Here is a 16,233-nt window from a genome sequence, read left to right as displayed (position 1 = left end):
TTTGACACTGCGGCGGTGTTTTTTGATAAAACCACCGCCGGTCCGTCAGGCGTGGGTGATTTAGTGGTTATCCGGACAATATTATAGGAAATGCGAGGTGTCACAAGTGCTGCGTGTAGAAGATCAAAGGATTATCTATGAATACGACGGCGAATCGATGTGGCTGGAACCCTGGGGGAAGAACAGCCTAAGGGTGCGTGCGGCCAAGCTGCGCCCCATCGATGAGTCCATGGCCTGGGCGCTGCTGCCCCGGAAAGAGACACAGGCAAAAGCAGAGGTGGGGGAATGGGAAGGAGAGCCTGCTGCATTTATGGAGAACGGATCGATCTGTGCCAGAGTGCAGAAAAACGGGCGCATCACCATCACCGACAGAGACGGTAAGGTGCTTTTGCAGGAATTTGTGCGTAACCGCAGCGTCAAAGGGACGAATTTCAGCCCCATGATGCTTTCCGGGCGTGAATTTCTGCCTATGCGCGGTCCGGACCGTGCAATCACGGTTCGTTTTGAGTCTGACCCGGAGGAGAAGCTCTATGGCATGGGGCAATACCAGCAGGAGCTTCTCAATCTGAAGGGAGCAGTTCTGGAACTTGCCCACCGCAATTCCCAGGTAAGCATTCCTTTTGTACTTTCCGATAAGAACTATGGCTTCTTCTGGAACAGCCCAGCTGTGGGCACTGCTTCCTTCGGCACCAACCGCACCGAATGGAAGGCTGAATCCGCGCCGCAGGTCGATTATTGGGTGACTGCCGGGGAAAACCCCAGACAGATTATGCACCAATATGCCGTGGCCACCGGTATGCCCTCCATGATGCCTGACTTTGCCATGGGCTTCTGGCAGTGTAAGATGCGCTACCGCACGCAGGAAGAGCTGCTGAATGTGGCGCGGGAGTATAAGCGTCGGAAGCTGCCGATCTCTGTCATTATTATCGATTTCTTCCATTGGCCCAACCAGGGCGTGTGGGATTTTGATGAGCGGTATTGGCCGGACCCCGTAGCCATGGTCAAGGAGCTGGAGGAGATGGGCATCAAGCTGTTTGTCTCTGTTTGGCCCACGGTGGACCCCAAGAGCCCCAACTACCCGGAAATGCTGGAAAAGGGTTACCTGATCCATACCGACCGGGGAAACCGCACCCAACTGGAATGCGGCGGGTATGAGGTGTTTTACGACGCCACCAACCCCGGCGCCAGGGAGTTTGTATGGGAAAAGATCAAGCAGAACTATTACGACAGGGGAATCAAATACTATTGGCTGGACGCTGCGGAGCCGGAAACCATTCCCTATCATTTTGACAATCTGCGTTATCGTATGGGTTCTGCCCTTGAGGTGGCAAATATCTACCCCTATTATTATGAAAAGACCGTATATGACGGGCTTATTGCACAGGGCGAAACCGAGCTCATCAACCTGGAACGCTGCGCCTGGGCGGGCAGTCAGAGCATAGCCACTCTGGTGTGGTCCGGCGATATTGTTTCCAGTTTCCACAGCATGCGCCGTCAGATCGTGGCCGGGCTGCACATGGCGGTGGCCGGTATTCCCTGGTGGACTACAGACATCGGCGGCTTTGATTTCGGCGATCCCAACGACCCGGCATTCCGGGAGCTGCTGGTGCGCTGGTTCCAGTATGGCGTATTCTGCCCCGTGTTCCGCCTGCACGGCGCTAGGGTCAACTCCGGGGATGCCCTGGAAGGAATGGGTTACGGCGGTGCGCCGTCCGGTGCGGACAACGAGGTTTGGAGTTACGGCGAGGAAGCCTATGAAATCCTTTCCAAGTACTTGTTCCTTCGGGAGCGTATCCGTCCCTATATAAAGGAGCAGATGCAAAAATGTCATGAGGAAGGAATTCCTCCCATGCGTCCGCTGTTTACCGATTATCCCGGGGATAAGAAGGCCTGGGAGGTTAAGGATCAGTTCCTGTTCGGGCCGGATATCCTGGTGTCGCCCATCACGCACGCGGGACAGACAACCAGAGAAGTTGTGCTGCCGGCAGGCACCCGCTGGACTGAGGTGACAACTGGAATTACCTATGACGGCGGTCAGACTGTAACCTGCGAAGCGCCTCTTTCTGTGATTCCACTGTTTGTGCGCGAGGGCGGCAGCTTGGAAGCAGGACTTTTGAAGATACAGTGAAGCAGCGGCAGTGGGCAGGTCGAAATTGTGAAAGAGAAATCAATATTCTCCATTCCTTGTCCCACAATGGAGTGATATACTGAAAACGATTTCAGAAACCTGCTTCAGATTGTCCGGACGAGTCTTCCGGTCAGTCTGAAAGCCGGACAGGGCAGAAACAGCCCTGTGTAATTTTACTTTACAGGAGGAGTTTATTATGTCAGTGATCAGAGTGGGAAGCGTAGGCATCGGCGGAATTTCTCGCGGCGTTCACCTTCCCGGAATTGAAAAAAGCCCGGACCTGCAGTTAGTGGCGGTCTGCGATATTGATCCGGACGCTCTGCGCTATGCCCGTGAGACTTATGGTATCGATGAAGCCCACTGTTTTACCGATTATCACGACCTGATCAATTGCCCAGACGTGGACGCTGTGGATATTTCTACTCCCAATAACGTGCACTATGAGGTGGCTCTGGCCGCTGCCGAGGCCGGCAAGCCCTACGCTGTGGAAAAGCCCCTTACCCTCACTTCAGAAGAGGCGGATCACCTGGCAAAGGTGACAAAGGAAAAAGGTGTAAAGAGCATGGTTTGCTTCTCCTACCGGTTTAAGGCCTCAGCGCGTTACGCCAAGGACCTGATCGACCGCGGGATGATCGGAAAGGTCTACCATGTGGATATGCAGTATTACCAGGCTTGGGGCCTGCCCTTCTTTGAGACGCCGCTTCGCTGGCGTTTTCAGAAGGAACTGACCGGTTCCGGCGCTCTGGGCGATCTGGGCAGCCATGCTTTGGACTTGGTGCGGTTTGTCACCGGCAAGGAATACAAGCGCCTGGTCAGCCACACGGGTACATTTGTCCACGAACGCCAAAAGCTGGACGGCAGCGGCATGGGCAAGGTGGACGTGGACGATTTCTCCAACTATATGGCAGAGATGGAAGACGGCGCCGCCTGTACCTTCCGTATTACCCGTTTTGGCTATGGCCGCGGGAACTATCAGACCATGGAGATTTATGGCAGCGAGGGCGCCATTCAGTATGAGCTGGACCATGTGGCCCCGGATACCGACGAAATTTCCATCTGCATTGGCCGTGCCAACGCAGAGGCTCATGTGTTCTCAAAACTTCCCATCCCGAAAAAGTACAAGGTGGATCAGATGCAGTCTTTTGCCGACCTTATCAACGGAAAGGGCGACGGTATGGCAGCCGATATCTTTGACGGTCAGATCAACCAGCATGCTGTGGACGCTGTGCTTCAGTCCGGCGAAACAGGCGTTTGGGTCGACGTGAAGTAACAGGCAGCGTGACGCTGCAGCCAAGACGCGGGGCTTGCGGCGTACCGCCGCTGCGTTGGGAGTAAGAGGTTAGCCCGGATCACGCGAGAAGGAAGCAGGCACAGGCATCGGGGAGCGGGTGACCGGGATCATCAGGACTTCTCCGCTCCGGTCGGTTCTGGGTGCGTGCCGCTGGCACGCAGAACCCAGCAGAAGAAAAGTCTGGAATGCTTTCCTGAGGAAAGCGTTCAGAGTACCTTTCTTCAGAAAGGTACAGAAAGGAGAGAAAGAGAATGGCAATCAGAGTAACAGTGTGGAACGAATACCTGCATGAGGTACAGTTTCCGGAGATCGCTGAGGTGTACCCGAAGGGGATACACGGGTGCATCGCGGACTTTTTGAGGGAAGCGGGGATGGAGGTAAAGACGGCGACCTTANAAGGAGCCGGAGCACGGTCTGACGCAGGAAGTGCTGGACAACACGGACGTGCTGATCTGGTGGGGGCATATGGCTCACGACCAGGTACAGGATGAGATAGTGGACCGAGTGCACCAGAGAATCCAGGACGGAATGGGTCTGATCGTGCTGCATTCAGGTCATGCATCGAAGATCTTCAGGAAGGTGTGCGGAACCAATTCCGGGTACCTAAAATGGAGAGAGGACGGAGAGAAGGAGATCCTGTGGGTGATCGACCCAAGCCATCCGATCGTGGAGGGGTTGGACGAGAAGATCAGCATCCCGCACGAGGAGATGTACGGAGAGCGGTTCAACATCCCGCAGCCCGACGAGCTGGTGTTCATCAGCTGGTTTGAGGGAGGGGAAGTGTTCCGAAGCGGCTGCTGCTACCACAGAGGGAAGGGGAAAGTGTTCTACTTCCGTCCCGGCCATGAGGTATTCCCGATCTACCATCAGCCGGAGATCCAGAAGGTGATCACGAATGCGGTGAAGTGGGCCGCGCCCATCAACTTCCCCAATGTCACCTATGGCAATCCCCCGCCGGTCGTGGAGATCAAGGCTCAGCTGGAGCACAGCATTCAGGGCCTGCATGAGAAAAAAGAGGGCTGATTCCCTCAGATGATAACAACCCGTGCTGGCAGAAGTTCTCTGTCTGCACGGGCTGTTTCGTTATTATAGGGTAGAGGCTGGTAATCAGGTGTGTTGTTGAAAGAGAAGGGCAGATACGCGGTACGGTAATTTGGTAAGAAATACAACAAAACTGACTTTCTGGAGAACGATTCCAACATGTTTCCGGAAAGGAAATGCAATTTTCTGTACAGTGTGCTATGATGAAGTCATAAGAAATCGGAGTTATGGCTCCAGAAAATAAAAGGGAGGAATTTACGTGTCCATCATCAAGGCGGAGCAGGGGATGCTAACCATCCGCTGCAATAACGAGATTGTTTGGATTGAGCCCTGGGGAAGAGACGCCCTGCGGGTGAGGGCCTGTAAGCAGAGCCAAATGCCGGAAGAGGCTTGGGCTTTGGAAAACAAGGGGGAATTTGCGGCTGAGATAGAGGCTGGCCCGGAGGGCGGTTATATCCGTAACGGCAAGCTCACCGCGAAGGTTTCCCGGGCGGGCGCGCTGAGTTTTGTCAATCAGAAGGGGGAGCTTCTCCTGGAGGAGTACTTCCGCAACCGGAGAGATATCACTTCTCCGAAATGCAGCGCTTTGGATGTGGATGCCAGAGAGTTCAAGCCGATTCTTGGCGGGGATTATACCCTTGCCGCCCATTTTGAATCCGATCCCGGGGAAAAGCTGTATGGTATGGGCCAGTACCAGCAGCCCTATCTGGATCTGAAAGGCTGTGAACTGGAGCTTGCACAGCGGAACTCTCAGGCGAGTGTGCCCTTTTTGCTTTCCTCCAAGGGCTATGGCTTCCTGTGGAACAATCCGGCGGTGGGCAGCGTGACGTTCGGTAAAAACGTGACAACCTGGCGGGCGCAGTCCACAAAAGTCCTGGATTACTGGATTACCGCCGGGGATACGCCTGCTGAGATTGAAGAGAGCTATGCTTCCGTCACTGGAACCGTGCCTATGATGCCGGATTACGGCATGGGCTTCTGGCAGTGCAAGCTGCGTTATCAGACCCAGGACGAGCTGCTGAACATTGCGCGGGAATACAAGAAACGCGGTCTTCCCATCTCAGTGATTGTGGTGGATTTCTTCCACTGGCCTTATGAAGGTGAATGGAAGTTTGATCCGGAGTATTGGCCGGATCCGGACGCCATGGTCAGGGAGCTTAAGGAGATGGGCATTGAGCTGATGGTGTCCATTTGGCCCACCGTGGATTATGAGAGCGAGAATTTCAAAGAGATGAAGGAAAACGGCTATCTGATCAACACGGAGCGGGGCTTCCCTGTAGGACTGCGCTGCTTTACCGATACCCTGCATTTCGACGCTACAAATCCGGAAGCCCGGAGCTATGTGTGGAACAAGGTGAAACAGAATTATTATGATAAGGGGATCAAAGTTTTCTGGCTGGACGAGGCAGAGCCGGAATACAGCTTCTACGATTTCGACCACTACCGCTATCACCTTGGACCCAATGTACAGATCGGAAATATCTACCCCAGATGCTATGCCCAGACCTTCTACGAGGGTATGGAGGCAGAGGGTCAGCAGAACATTGTAAATCTGCTGCGCTGTGCCTGGGCAGGTTCGCAGAAATATGGGGCCCTGGTGTGGTCCGGCGACATTCATTCCAGCTTTGAGAGCCTGCGTAACCAGTTCGCCGCAGGGCTCAATATGGGCATAGCCGGTATTCCCTGGTGGACAACCGATATCGGAGGCTTCCACGGTGGAAACCCTTCAGACCCCGCGTTCCGGGAGGTGCTGGTGCGCTGGTTTGAATACGGCGCTTTTTGCCCGGTCATGCGCCTGCATGGCGACAGGGAACCCCATAAGGCGCCCATGAGCGATGTACGCGGCGGCCGCTGCGCCTCCGGCGCGGACAACGAGGTCTGGTCCTATGGGGATGAAGCCTATGAGATCTGCAAAAAATATATGTTCCTGCGCGAGCGGATGCGTCCCTATACGGAGCAGCTTATGCGGGAGGCCCATGAAAAGGGAAGCCCAGTCATCAGGCCCCTGTTCTACGGGTTCCCGGAGGACAAAAAGGCATGGGAGGTTGAAGACCAGTATCTCTATGGGGCGGATATTCTGGTGGCGCCCATTCTCTATGCGGAGCAGCGGGAGCGCAGGGTGTATCTCCCCGAAGGGGTAAACTGGACAGAGGTTTGGACCGGTAAGGGATATGAGGGCGGCCAGACGATAACCGTCGACGCGCCCATCGACCAGATTCCGCTGTTTGTCAAGGATTCCGCATTGCTGGAAGTTTTGAATCCTTGAGACGCAGGACAGTGAAGGTAAAAAAAGTCATTGGGCCGCTGCAAAATGCAACGGCCCCTCAGCTTGGCGAAAAAGGGCATTTCGCCAAGCTGAACAAGTTTGCAGGGAAGAAAGAGTTTTCTCAGAAAGCCTCTCCCTGTGCAAACTTGTTTCTGAATCAACGCGGGAGAGGAACCCTGACGGTTCCCTCCCACACCCTTCCTCCCTCCGAAAGCGTTGGCTCTTACGTTTATCGACAGACTGAGGGGCCGCTGCATTTTGCAGCGGCCCCTTGTTTTGGCTGGAAGTGGGAAAATACAGAGACACAGCTATCTTGGCGGGCAAAAATTAAGCTAGGCTTTTTTCAGCAATTCCAGAAATTTTCTTGGCGCTTTTGGGAGATTCTGATATTTTTTCCAAATAATCCCCGCTTTGGATTCCACAGCAGGAGATAACGGCCGGAAACACAGGTTGCTTTCTCCGGTAACGTTGATGAGCTTGTCAAAGCACAACGCGTACCCTACGCCTTCGCTGGCCAAAATGGAGGCGTTCATAGCCAAATTATAGGTGGCGATGATGGAGAGTCCCTCCCAATCCTCACCGAACCACTCGGAAAGAGGGTCGTTTCCATTGCTTTGCTGTGAAACAATCAGGGGAAGTCCGACCAAATCCCGTGGCGAAATGGTCTCTTTTACAGCCAACGGTGCATCTTTCCGCATGAGAACGCCCCATCTATCCAGGATAGGCACCTTAAGGGTGTGATATTTTGTTTTGTCCGCTTCCCCATAGATCAGGCCAAAGTCCACCAGGCCCTTATCCAGCTGTTCCCGAACGAACTCTGCGTTGCCGCTGGAAAAATGGTACTGCACCCGTGGGTGCTCCCGGCGCATGGTATCGATTACCTTTGCGAGAAGCCGGATGCCGTCGGTTTCCGCCACGCCGAAGCAGATATCCCCCGCCACGTCTTTGTCCGCCAGGGCAATCTCGTTTTCGGCCTTCCGCACCAATTCTACAATTTCTTCTGCGCGTTTGCGAAGGATCAAGCCTTCCTCCGTCAGTGTGACGCTGTGGCTGCCCCGGATCACCAGCTGTTTGCCCAGCTCTTCCTCCATATCTTTTAACTGCCGGGACAGAGTGGGCTGGGAGAGGTGCAGGGATTCCGCCGCACGTGAAATGTTTTCCTCTCGTGCAATGGCCAAAAAATATTGCAGTACCCGAAGTTCCATGATCCTGGCGCTCCTTTTTCGATTGTCACGAGGACTTGCAGTTTTATCAAAGCCGGATTGTCGGTAATTGAAAGAAGAAAAGCCGCAAAGAAGTCGTTTTCTTTCCAGTATAACGGCCAAAGATATGCAAGTCAAGCATGCCTTTCCATTAAAAATAAGCATTTGCTATTTCAGGTGTGAGTGGATACAATCTTGTCGGGAGAACAGAAGGAAGAGCTTGACGGGGGGAACTTGTCCGGCTGAAAAACGTCATGGGATGGTTTCTGGCCGACTGGCGTTTCAGGAACCGACGGCGCGGCAAACGTTGCCCTTCCTTCTATTTTACAGAGCTTTCAGCCCTGCCGCCGTAATTTAATCTTTACCGGCAATGTGGAAAGGAAGATACCTATGGGAATACAGAATCAAAGGCACGAGAGGAGGAAGCAGCCATATGGGGTCGAAATCTCAAAATTGGGAAGAGCTGGTTCAGAATTTGAAGGATTCCGGGTGCGGTTCGGATATCATCAAAAGGTATTTGGACTGCTACGGCTGCGGCGACAGCAAGGGTAAAAAAAGGATTTTGGAAAATCACAGGAGGCAGCTTTTGGAGGAGCTGCACCAGTGTCAGAGTAAAATAGATTGTTTGGATTACCTGCGCTATCAAAATCAGAAAAAAGAAGAGAAGTAGAGGTATGGGATACGGGCTGTTTTGGAGCGGCGTGCCTGCTTTTTTACAAACAAACATAGAAACCGTACAGTCTCCTTTCCGGGGGACTGTACGGTTTCTCCTTGTTTTTGATCAGCTCCAAAGCATATCGTTGGAATGCTCGTTGTCCCACTCTTCGGTGGAAGCCCAAAGTTCGGGGAACGCGGGGTTCAGATGCTCGCGGAGCACCTCGTCATTCAAGTCGTCGATTCCCAGGCCAGGCTTGTCGGGCACCTGAATGAATCCGTTCTGGACGATCTTTTTCGGCGTGCCGATGGTGATATCATCCCACCAGGGCACGTCCACCGAGTGGTTCTCGCAAACCAGGAAGTTTTCCGTGGCTGCCAGAGAATGGGCCGCCGCATAGGCGGTGACAGGGGTTTCCGCCATATGTACCGCCATGGCAACGCCATATTCCTGAGCCAGGTCGCCGATTTTTTTGTTCTCCAGGATGCCGCCGCTGGAAAGCAGGTCGGGATGAATCACCGATACGCCTCCTGCCTGGAACAGGGGCAGGAATCCTTCCTTCAGGAAAATGTCCTCGCCGGTGCAGATGGGCACGGTTGTGCTGTGGGACAGGCGTACATACTGGTTTGTCAGCTGCCAGGGGATCATATCCTCCGCCCAGGCGATATTGTATTTCTCGATACGGCGGCACAGCTTGATGCAGTCCTCCACGCCGATATGGCCGAAATGGTCGATGGCCAGGGGGATTTCATAACCGATTACCTCACGGACCTCGCGCACGTAGTTTTCCAGGAGGTCGAAGCCCTTTTCCGTAATGTGGACACAGGTGAAAGGATGGGCGATATTCTGCCGGTCGTAGCAGCGGTTCCGCCAGTAGCGGCGTTCTTCAGGGGTCTCCGCCTCCCGTGCTTTCCGGTGCAGCTCTTCTGTCTCCTCCAAATACCCCAGAGGCGCATTGACCGCGCCCGCCTCGCCGTGGAGGACGCCGAGGCCCAGATCCATCTTCAAAAAAGTAAAGCCCATTTCCATACGCTTTTTGAGCGCTGCGCCCATATCCCTGCCGGTGTGCTTGCCGTTGACGTCGGTATCGCAATAGATGCGGATACTGTCGCGGAATTTACCGCCCAGCAGCTGATAGACGGGGACCCCGTAGGCCTTGCCCGCCAAATCCCACAGGGCAACTTCAACGCCGCATACGCCGCCTGCCTGCCTGGATACGCCGCCGAACTGTTTGATGCGCCGGAACAGTTTGTCCACATTGCAGGGATTTTCCCCCAGCAGCCGGCTTTTCAGCAGAGAAGCGTAAGTGCGGCTGGCGCCGTCCCGGACTTCGCCCAGGCCGACCAGGCCCTGGTTGGTATAGATTTTCATGAGCGTACAGTCCATCGGCGCTCCCACAATATTTGTAAAGCGGATGTCTGTAATCTTGAGATCGCTGGGGCAGGAGCAGGTGTTGACCCTGTTCAGGGCCGCTTCATATTGGTTTTCCATTGTCAAAACTCCTCCGGAATTTATTGCCGTGCGAACCACGGTTTTCCTTGCATCAATATACCCCCATACCAGTTGGTTTGCAAGAGGAAATCTATACTTTTTCTAATATTATATTGCGCTTCTGCCTGAGGAAGCTTGACAAACTGGGACGGAGGGCTATACTGATAGCGAACGGAAGCCCCCTGGGCAAGCAATGATTCCATCCAGCCCGTGCATTGTCGGTCCGGCTTGATTCGGGGGGCGCCGGAGACTGAATGAAACAATAGGAACAGGAGAAGCCTGTTCCCGGAAAGGGAGGAACGACAAATGAAATTTGACAACCGCGAGGACATTCTGCAAATCACACCGCTTTGGAAGGGGGAGCGCTTTCCAGATGGCAGGCCGAAGGTGCCGGACGACATTCTGCAGCGGATGCGGAATATCACGCTGGAAGAGGCCTGGGGCCCGCTGTGGTCGGAGGGTTATAAATTCCAGTTTGAGGGCGACCTGAAGTGTACCCATGAAAAGGCTAAACTGGTGGGCCGCGCTGTGACCAGCGTGATGGTGCCCATGCGCCCTGACCTGAACCAGGCGTTGTTGGAATACGGTCAGAAGGAAGAGGGCAGAAAAGGCTTTTTCAACCAGTGGGTGATTGACAGCCTTGTGGAGGACGACGTGGTAGTGGTTGACTTGTTTGACAAGGTTTATGAGGGCACCTACGTGGGCGGAAATCTTTCCACGGCTATCGCGGCCCGGACCAAACGGGGCGGCGCAGTAATTTGGGGCGGTATCCGAGACAACGAGCAGATTGTGGAAATCCCCAATATTCAGGTGTACTACCGCGGCGTAGACCCCACTGCCATCGCCAACGTGACCATGACGGGATTCAACGTTCCTACCCGCATCGGCAAGGCCATCTGCCTGCCGGGCGACGTGGTGCTGGGCACTATTTCCGGCGTTATTTTCGTGCCTGCCCATTTGGCTGAGAAGGTTGTGGTGCATGCCGAAAAATCCCATATCAAGGATGTATTTGGTTTCCGGCGTCTGTCCGAGAAAAAATACACTACGGCGCAGATCGATTCCCGCTGGTCCATGGAGATGTTTGAGGATTTCATGGAGTGGTTTAAAACCGATCCGGAGGCGCAGGAATACGCCCATCTCGACTGGACGGAGGACAGGGAGGAACTAATGAAATGGCATGAGGAACATCCGGAGGGAAAGACGGAGGTAACCTTATAAAGTGTGTCAGAAGCGGCTTCCGCAAATTGCGGAGGCCGTTTCTTGTCAGACCCGGCAGATAAGATACGGAGGGTGCGGCGGTTGACTTTCTAAAAGAGGAGATGTATCATAACGAAGTATGTTCAGTTAAATTTTGGTAAAGAAGTGTGTCTATGATCCATAAGCTGCCGCTAAGGCGTCTGTCTCTTGTCTGGTGTCTTTTACTTACTGTACCGTTAAGCGCGCTTGCCACTGCGGTGACGCTTTATATTCAGCCCTGCTCCTTTTTGGGGCTGCTCTCAGGTTTCTCCTGTCAGCCTCTGCTTTTCTGGCTGAATTTTCTGCCGGTTTGGCTGCTGGTTCTCATCGGTCTCTTTCTTCTGAATAACCCTTTTTTCTCAGCTGCGCTAATGGGCGGGCTGTGTGGGGTGCTCTCCTTGGTCAACCGCACAATGATCGAGAAGCGGGATGAGCCTTTTAGTCCTAAGGATTTCGCTCTGATTAAGGAAGCGGCCAACGCCGTACAGAGCTACGATATGAGCATCAGCCTATCCTCGGTGGCGGTGCTTTTGGGGTTTGTGGCGCTGATGGTGGCGCTGGGGATACTATTTGGCTGCAGGATTCCGCTGAAGGAGAGATGGGCAAGGGGGCTCCTGAGAGTTTTTTGCGGCTGCTCCTGTGCTATCGTGCTGGCAGCCTGTGTCAATTTTGTGTACAGTTCCCCGGAACTTTACAATTCTTTTCAGGTAAAAAGCCGGTATCATATTACAAGCGTCTATGAGGAGCTGGGGTTTCCCTATTGTTTCTGCTACAATTTTAACACTTATCTTGTTGTTAAGCCAGAAAACTTTACAACATCAAAGGCAGAGGCTTACATCGAGCAGACGCAGCCGGTGGAGCAGGAGGGCAAGAAGGTCAATGTAATTATGGTGATGAACGAGGCCTTTTGTGATGTCACCAACAATGAGAATTTTATCTATCCGCCAGGAGAAGAGCCGCTGAAAAATTTCAACCGGATCAAAACAGGGGAAAACTGTATTTCCGGCCATATTGTAGTGCCGAACTACGGGGCGGGTACCGCCAATACGGAATTCGATGTGATTACCGGTATGCAGACGAACCTGCTTAGCCCTGGGGGAACTTCGGCGTTCCGCGTGCTGAACCGGGATATTGACAGTATCTTTCGGGTTTTTGATAAGGAGGGCTATCATACCGAATTCATCCATCCCGGCCAGGACTGGTTTTATAACCGCCAGAATGTATACCGGTATTTCGGCGCACAGGAGCTGTTGTTTTCGGAAAGCTTCGAGGAGGCTGAACGCAAGGGTGGCTGGGTGACGGACGATGCGGTATTCCAGGTGATGAAGCAGGAATTCGAAGAGGCTGTAGAGGCCGGCGAGAACTATTTTAACTATACGGTGACCATTCAAAATCATATGTCTTATACAGCCGACAAGTATAAAGGCTTTACAATCCCTTCGGTAGAGACCGAGGTGCCCCTGTCTGACAGTGCTAAAACCATTCTTTCTGTTTACGCGGAGGGGGCCAGGGATGCGGACGCCATGCTGGGCAACCTGACGGAGTATTTTTCAGCTGCCGAGGAACCTGTGCTGCTGGCGTTTTTTGGAGACCACCTGCCGTTGCTGGGCGACGACTATCTCTGTTACAGGGAGCTGGGAATTCCGGTAGGCGCTGTGGACAAGGCGGAGGATCTCCTGCTTACCTATGAGACGCCTTTTGTGCTTTGGGCCAATGAGGCCGCTGCCAGAGAACTGGAGTTTTCCAAATGCAAGGAAGAGATACAGCTGCCGGAAAACGGTCTGATCAGTGCCAATTACTTGGGAGCGCTGGTGCTGGAATTGACCGGCCGCGGGCAAAAGGATCCTTTCTTTTCCTATCTCAACGAGCTGCGCAGAAAACTGCCTGTGCTGCATGACGGCACGGGTCTTACAGGAGACGGCGAACTGTTTACAAGTTTGCCGGCCGAGTACGCAGAGGCTGTGCAGAAGCTGCATTTCTGGCAGTATTACCGGTTAAAGGTGGAATAAGGGAAGGCGGAAGGGATGTTCGTATCTGTAGGGCGTGCGCTGCAGCAGATGGGAAGCAAAGAAAAAATATTTGCCGGGCACAAACCGCAGGTATGCTGGTTGTGCCCGGCATGGTGTTGACCATAGAGCCTATGGTCAACATGGGGCGTGATGATATTCTTATCGACGGGGAGGACGGCTGGACGGTGACCACTACAGACGGACTGCCCTCTGCGCAATGGGAAATTCAGGTGTTGGTTACGGAAACCGGATATGAAGTGTTGGCATATTAAAGAAGGGGAGCTGCAGTGTTTTTCGCAGCTCCCCTTTTTTCAGATAGACTTTTCTGCCCCACAAATGAAAATTCCGGATCAAAACAGTACAAGGATATATTTGCAATAGAGGCACAGCGGCGGAAACAACCTTTCCTCCAACAGATTTTCCAACTGTTTTTCAAAATCCGCGATAGCACCCAGCTCCTCTGACGTGAGCATGTGCTGACTGAAGCGGGCTTTCATCACCAATTCTTCCAGCTCCTCGGAAAGACCGGAAACATGGGTCAGAAACTTGTTCCCATAGAGAATCAATTTTTTGATATGGGCGTACCGATGCAGAGCGGCCCGGTTTCTGTCGCGCAGGGAACAGCGCTTTCTGCGGATAGAAAGACGGATTTTCCGCTGAAGAAACAGCAGGAGGAACAATACAAAGGGAACCGAAAGAATTCCCAGGAAGAGAAGAAGGCCGCTGCTGCCTGTTTTGGCAAGGGCAGATGGCTCAACGCTGTTCCGGCCCGGAGTAGACGATCCCCTTTCCGGATCTGCCGGATCCGGAGCGGAGGTTGCGGAAGGGGCGGAGGAAGCAGGCTGAGAGGGGGAGGATTCTTCCGAAGAAGAGGGCATGCTGCTTTCTGGAGAAGGACTGGGAGAGACGGCAGAAAGCTCCGGCTGTGATTCGTGGAGGGAAAAGTTTTGGCCCGGTGTGGCCTCTATGGGCACCCAGCCCGCGCCTGTCAGATAAAGTTCCGTCCAGGCATGCGCATTGGAGTCCGGAATATCAATCCAGCCCTCCTGGGTATAGCCTGGAGGAATGACATAGCCCTCCGCATAACGCGCTGGCACGCCGGCGGCCCGCAGCAGGACGGTGACTGTCGTGGCAAAATGCACACAGTAGCCCTCTTTGTTTTCGAAGAGGAAGTATTCTACGAAATCCCTTCCGGCAGGCGGCCTGCCCGGGGTAAGCGTATAGGCGCACTCCGATTGAACCTGTCCGATGATGGCGGAGGCCAGCTCCTGAGTGGAATCAAAATATTCCGGCAGCAGGCCGTGCTCTTCCAGATAGTTCCGCAGCACCGGATAGAGTTCCACGGGCAGCTGGGTATACCGGCTGTAAACAAAATCAGTATACTTCTGAAACGTCTGAGAGAATTCTGAGACAGGCTCGGAAAGCAGTTCCAGCAAGGGGGAGGAAGGGAACCAGGACTCCAGCTCCGAACCCTCCACCCCCGTCGTGTCCGGTATCAGCTCAGGATGGGACTCATGAAGGGCGGCTCCGGGGACGGAAAGGAAAAAGCGGGAATAGAAGGAATCCGGAGCCTCTTCCGTCATAGCCTGCACCTGGTATTCCTTGAGTCCGAAAACAGAATTCCCCGCCTTTGTGAAGGCGTCGTCCACGTCTTTGAATTCCGGATCGGGAGCTTCCCCGGGCAGCAGGCCGTAAGGGAGATAGACGCAGCGGGGATTTGCCCCCACATTCTGTACGGAAAGGCTGTACTCGGCGTAACCGGAGCTGCTGTAGCCCCCCAGAAGCTCATGAAGCCTGCCGGGCAGCACTTGGACCCGTTCTCCTTCCAGCAGGGAGGAGAGCTGCGCCGCATCTTCTTCGGGCAGAAGCGTCCAGCTTTTGCCGTCATAAACGCTGCCTGCAAAGCCCTTAAGATAATCGCTGCCGAGCTTGCTGGTATTCACCCGCAGCATAGTTTTTCCAGTATAGCTTCTGTCTCCGGAAAATTCCAGGCTCACTTGGCTGGTGGAGCCGCCGGGATTGTTGCCCTGAAAAAAGGAGGGAAAATCAAATCCGTTCAACAGACCGGAACGCACCCGGTCCACAGTCTCAGAGCGCTCATATTCTGTTTTTGGGAAAACAGAGGAGAGCAGAACGATCAGAAAAGCGGCAGACACCAGGAGCAGCAGAGAAGAAACCCTGGCGCCGGAGGCGCTGCCGGAAAGAGAAAAACGGCCCTCTTCCTCCGCTATACTGTGGGGGCCGCCTAAAAAGGGACGGTATAGAAGCAGAGCGGCCCAAAAGAGTAAAAGCAGGGCGATGGCCGCCCGGTGCGGCAGTATAGAGAATACCATGGGTATCGCCAGGAAGAATCCGGAAAGAAGAAAAGCGGAGAGAATGCTTCCCTGGCGGATCAGCGACCAGCCCAATGCCCATTGGAATAGCGAGAGCAGAAAAGCGAAGAACACCGAATAGGCAAGCTCCAGCTGCTTCGGGGTGGTTCGTGCGACAGGGATCGTAGTCAGCCCTAGTCCGGTTTTTTCCACATAGGCGGTGATCACTTCATTGATGGCCCGCAGCAAGCCGTAAAATGCGTCCTGATAAAAAAAGAGCAAGAGCCCGCACCAAAGCAGAAGTCCCGCCAGGGTCCAGAGCGGACGGCGCTTTTTCTGCAGATAGAGCAGGGAGAACAGCACAGCGCCTCCCAGGGCGGTCAGAGCGAGGAAACCCAGGGAAACCGGAAAGGAAAAGGCGGTGAGAAAGCAGCCGAAGGTTCCTGCCGTACCCAAAAACAGGAGGACGGTAAAAAACAGAAATTGGGAAAAAAACGGCGCGGCACGCACCAGCATCCGGGGCTTGTCCAGGGAAAGCCCGGAAGAAGGCGCAGGGAGATTGGGTTTTGTTCTCATGGAGGAACCTCCTTTCACAGGCCGGC

At 53.9% G+C, this 16,233-nt stretch carries 10 protein-coding genes and 1 pseudogene; 8 read left to right on the top strand and 3 right to left on the bottom strand.

Going from position 1 to position 16,233, the window contains the following annotated elements:
• Window positions 1-106 precede the first annotated feature (106 nt).
• The 4 genes from BN3911_RS07555 (at window position 107) to BN3911_RS07540 (ending at window position 6,726) form a co-directional block, all read left to right on the top strand.
• A complete protein-coding gene (locus BN3911_RS07555) occupies window positions 107-2,128 on the top strand; it encodes a TIM-barrel domain-containing protein (RefSeq protein ID WP_066863532.1) in 2,022 nt (673 codons plus the stop codon).
• A 196-nt stretch (window positions 2,129-2,324) separates the two neighbouring features.
• Complete coding sequence (locus BN3911_RS07550) at window positions 2,325-3,398, top strand: Gfo/Idh/MocA family protein (protein WP_066863529.1); 1,074 nt, start codon at window positions 2,325-2,327, stop codon at window positions 3,396-3,398.
• Between the two features lie 447 nt (window positions 3,399-3,845).
• The gene (locus BN3911_RS07545; protein WP_242871089.1) at window positions 3,846-4,442 is read left to right on the top strand and encodes a ThuA domain-containing protein; all 597 of its coding nucleotides are present in this window, start codon (window positions 3,846-3,848) and stop codon (window positions 4,440-4,442) included.
• Window positions 4,443-4,746: 304 nt separating this feature from the next.
• Complete coding sequence (locus tag BN3911_RS07540; RefSeq protein WP_066864311.1) at window positions 4,747-6,726, top strand: glycoside hydrolase family 31 protein; 1,980 nt, start codon at window positions 4,747-4,749, stop codon at window positions 6,724-6,726.
• A 332-nt stretch (window positions 6,727-7,058) separates the two neighbouring features.
• Here BN3911_RS07540 and BN3911_RS07535 read toward each other — a convergent pair whose 3' ends face one another.
• Entirely contained in the window at window positions 7,059-7,931 is an 873-nt protein-coding gene (locus BN3911_RS07535) for a LysR family transcriptional regulator (RefSeq protein WP_066863526.1), read from the bottom strand.
• A gap of 430 nt (window positions 7,932-8,361) precedes the next feature.
• Here BN3911_RS07535 and BN3911_RS07530 point away from each other — a divergent pair, with 430 nt between their 5' ends.
• Entirely contained in the window at window positions 8,362-8,598 is a 237-nt protein-coding gene (locus BN3911_RS07530) for a MerR family transcriptional regulator (protein ID WP_066863524.1), read from the top strand.
• Between the two features lie 111 nt (window positions 8,599-8,709).
• On the opposite strand, the gene BN3911_RS07525 is transcribed toward BN3911_RS07530, so the two are convergent.
• The gene (locus tag BN3911_RS07525; protein ID WP_066863521.1) at window positions 8,710-10,074 is read right to left on the bottom strand and encodes a mandelate racemase/muconate lactonizing enzyme family protein; all 1,365 of its coding nucleotides are present in this window, start codon (window positions 10,072-10,074) and stop codon (window positions 8,710-8,712) included.
• A 306-nt stretch (window positions 10,075-10,380) separates the two neighbouring features.
• On the opposite strand from BN3911_RS07525, the gene BN3911_RS07520 reads away from it, so the two are divergent.
• The 3 genes and pseudogenes from BN3911_RS07520 to BN3911_RS07510 all read left to right on the top strand — a co-directional run.
• The gene (locus tag BN3911_RS07520) at window positions 10,381-11,292 is read left to right on the top strand and encodes an RraA family protein (RefSeq protein ID WP_066863518.1); all 912 of its coding nucleotides are present in this window, start codon (window positions 10,381-10,383) and stop codon (window positions 11,290-11,292) included.
• 152 nt (window positions 11,293-11,444) lie between these two features.
• Complete coding sequence (locus tag BN3911_RS07515) at window positions 11,445-13,319, top strand: LTA synthase family protein (protein WP_066863515.1); 1,875 nt, start codon at window positions 11,445-11,447, stop codon at window positions 13,317-13,319.
• Between the two features lie 80 nt (window positions 13,320-13,399).
• Window positions 13,400-13,591 (top strand): annotated as a pseudogene (locus BN3911_RS07510) (methionine aminopeptidase); the annotation flags it as partial.
• A 78-nt stretch (window positions 13,592-13,669) separates the two neighbouring features.
• Here BN3911_RS07510 and BN3911_RS07505 read toward each other — a convergent pair.
• Entirely contained in the window at window positions 13,670-16,207 is a 2,538-nt protein-coding gene (locus BN3911_RS07505) for a transglutaminase-like domain-containing protein (RefSeq protein ID WP_066863509.1), read from the bottom strand.
• Between the last annotated feature and the right edge of the window lie 26 nt (window positions 16,208-16,233).

Origin of the sequence: Neglectibacter timonensis (genome assembly GCF_900048895.1) — a bacterium.
In the GTDB taxonomy this organism is placed as follows: Bacteria; Bacillota; Clostridia; order Oscillospirales; family Acutalibacteraceae; genus Acutalibacter; species Acutalibacter timonensis.
The sequence above is the reverse complement of the archived record's forward strand: the minus strand, read 5'-3'. Positions and strand labels throughout refer to the sequence as shown.

Bases quoted from the DNA above. Each gene is read 5' to 3' on its own strand.
- BN3911_RS07525 (WP_066863521.1), bottom strand. From the start codon at position 10,074: ATGGAAAACCAATATGAAGCGGCCCTGAACAGGGTCAACACCTGCTCC.
- BN3911_RS07520 (WP_066863518.1), top strand. From the start codon at position 10,381: ATGAAATTTGACAACCGCGAGGACATTCTGCAAATCACACCGCTTTGG.
- BN3911_RS07540 (WP_066864311.1), top strand. From the start codon at position 4,747: ATGCTAACCATCCGCTGCAATAACGAGATTGTTTGGATTGAGCCCTGG.
- BN3911_RS07535 (WP_066863526.1), bottom strand. From the start codon at position 7,931: ATGGAACTTCGGGTACTGCAATATTTTTTGGCCATTGCACGAGAGGAA.
- BN3911_RS07530 (WP_066863524.1), top strand. From the start codon at position 8,362: ATGGGGTCGAAATCTCAAAATTGGGAAGAGCTGGTTCAGAATTTGAAG.
- BN3911_RS07515 (WP_066863515.1), top strand. From the start codon at position 11,445: ATGATCCATAAGCTGCCGCTAAGGCGTCTGTCTCTTGTCTGGTGTCTT.
- BN3911_RS07550 (WP_066863529.1), top strand. From the start codon at position 2,325: ATGTCAGTGATCAGAGTGGGAAGCGTAGGCATCGGCGGAATTTCTCGC.
- BN3911_RS07505 (WP_066863509.1), bottom strand. From the start codon at position 16,207: ATGAGAACAAAACCCAATCTCCCTGCGCCTTCTTCCGGGCTTTCCCTG.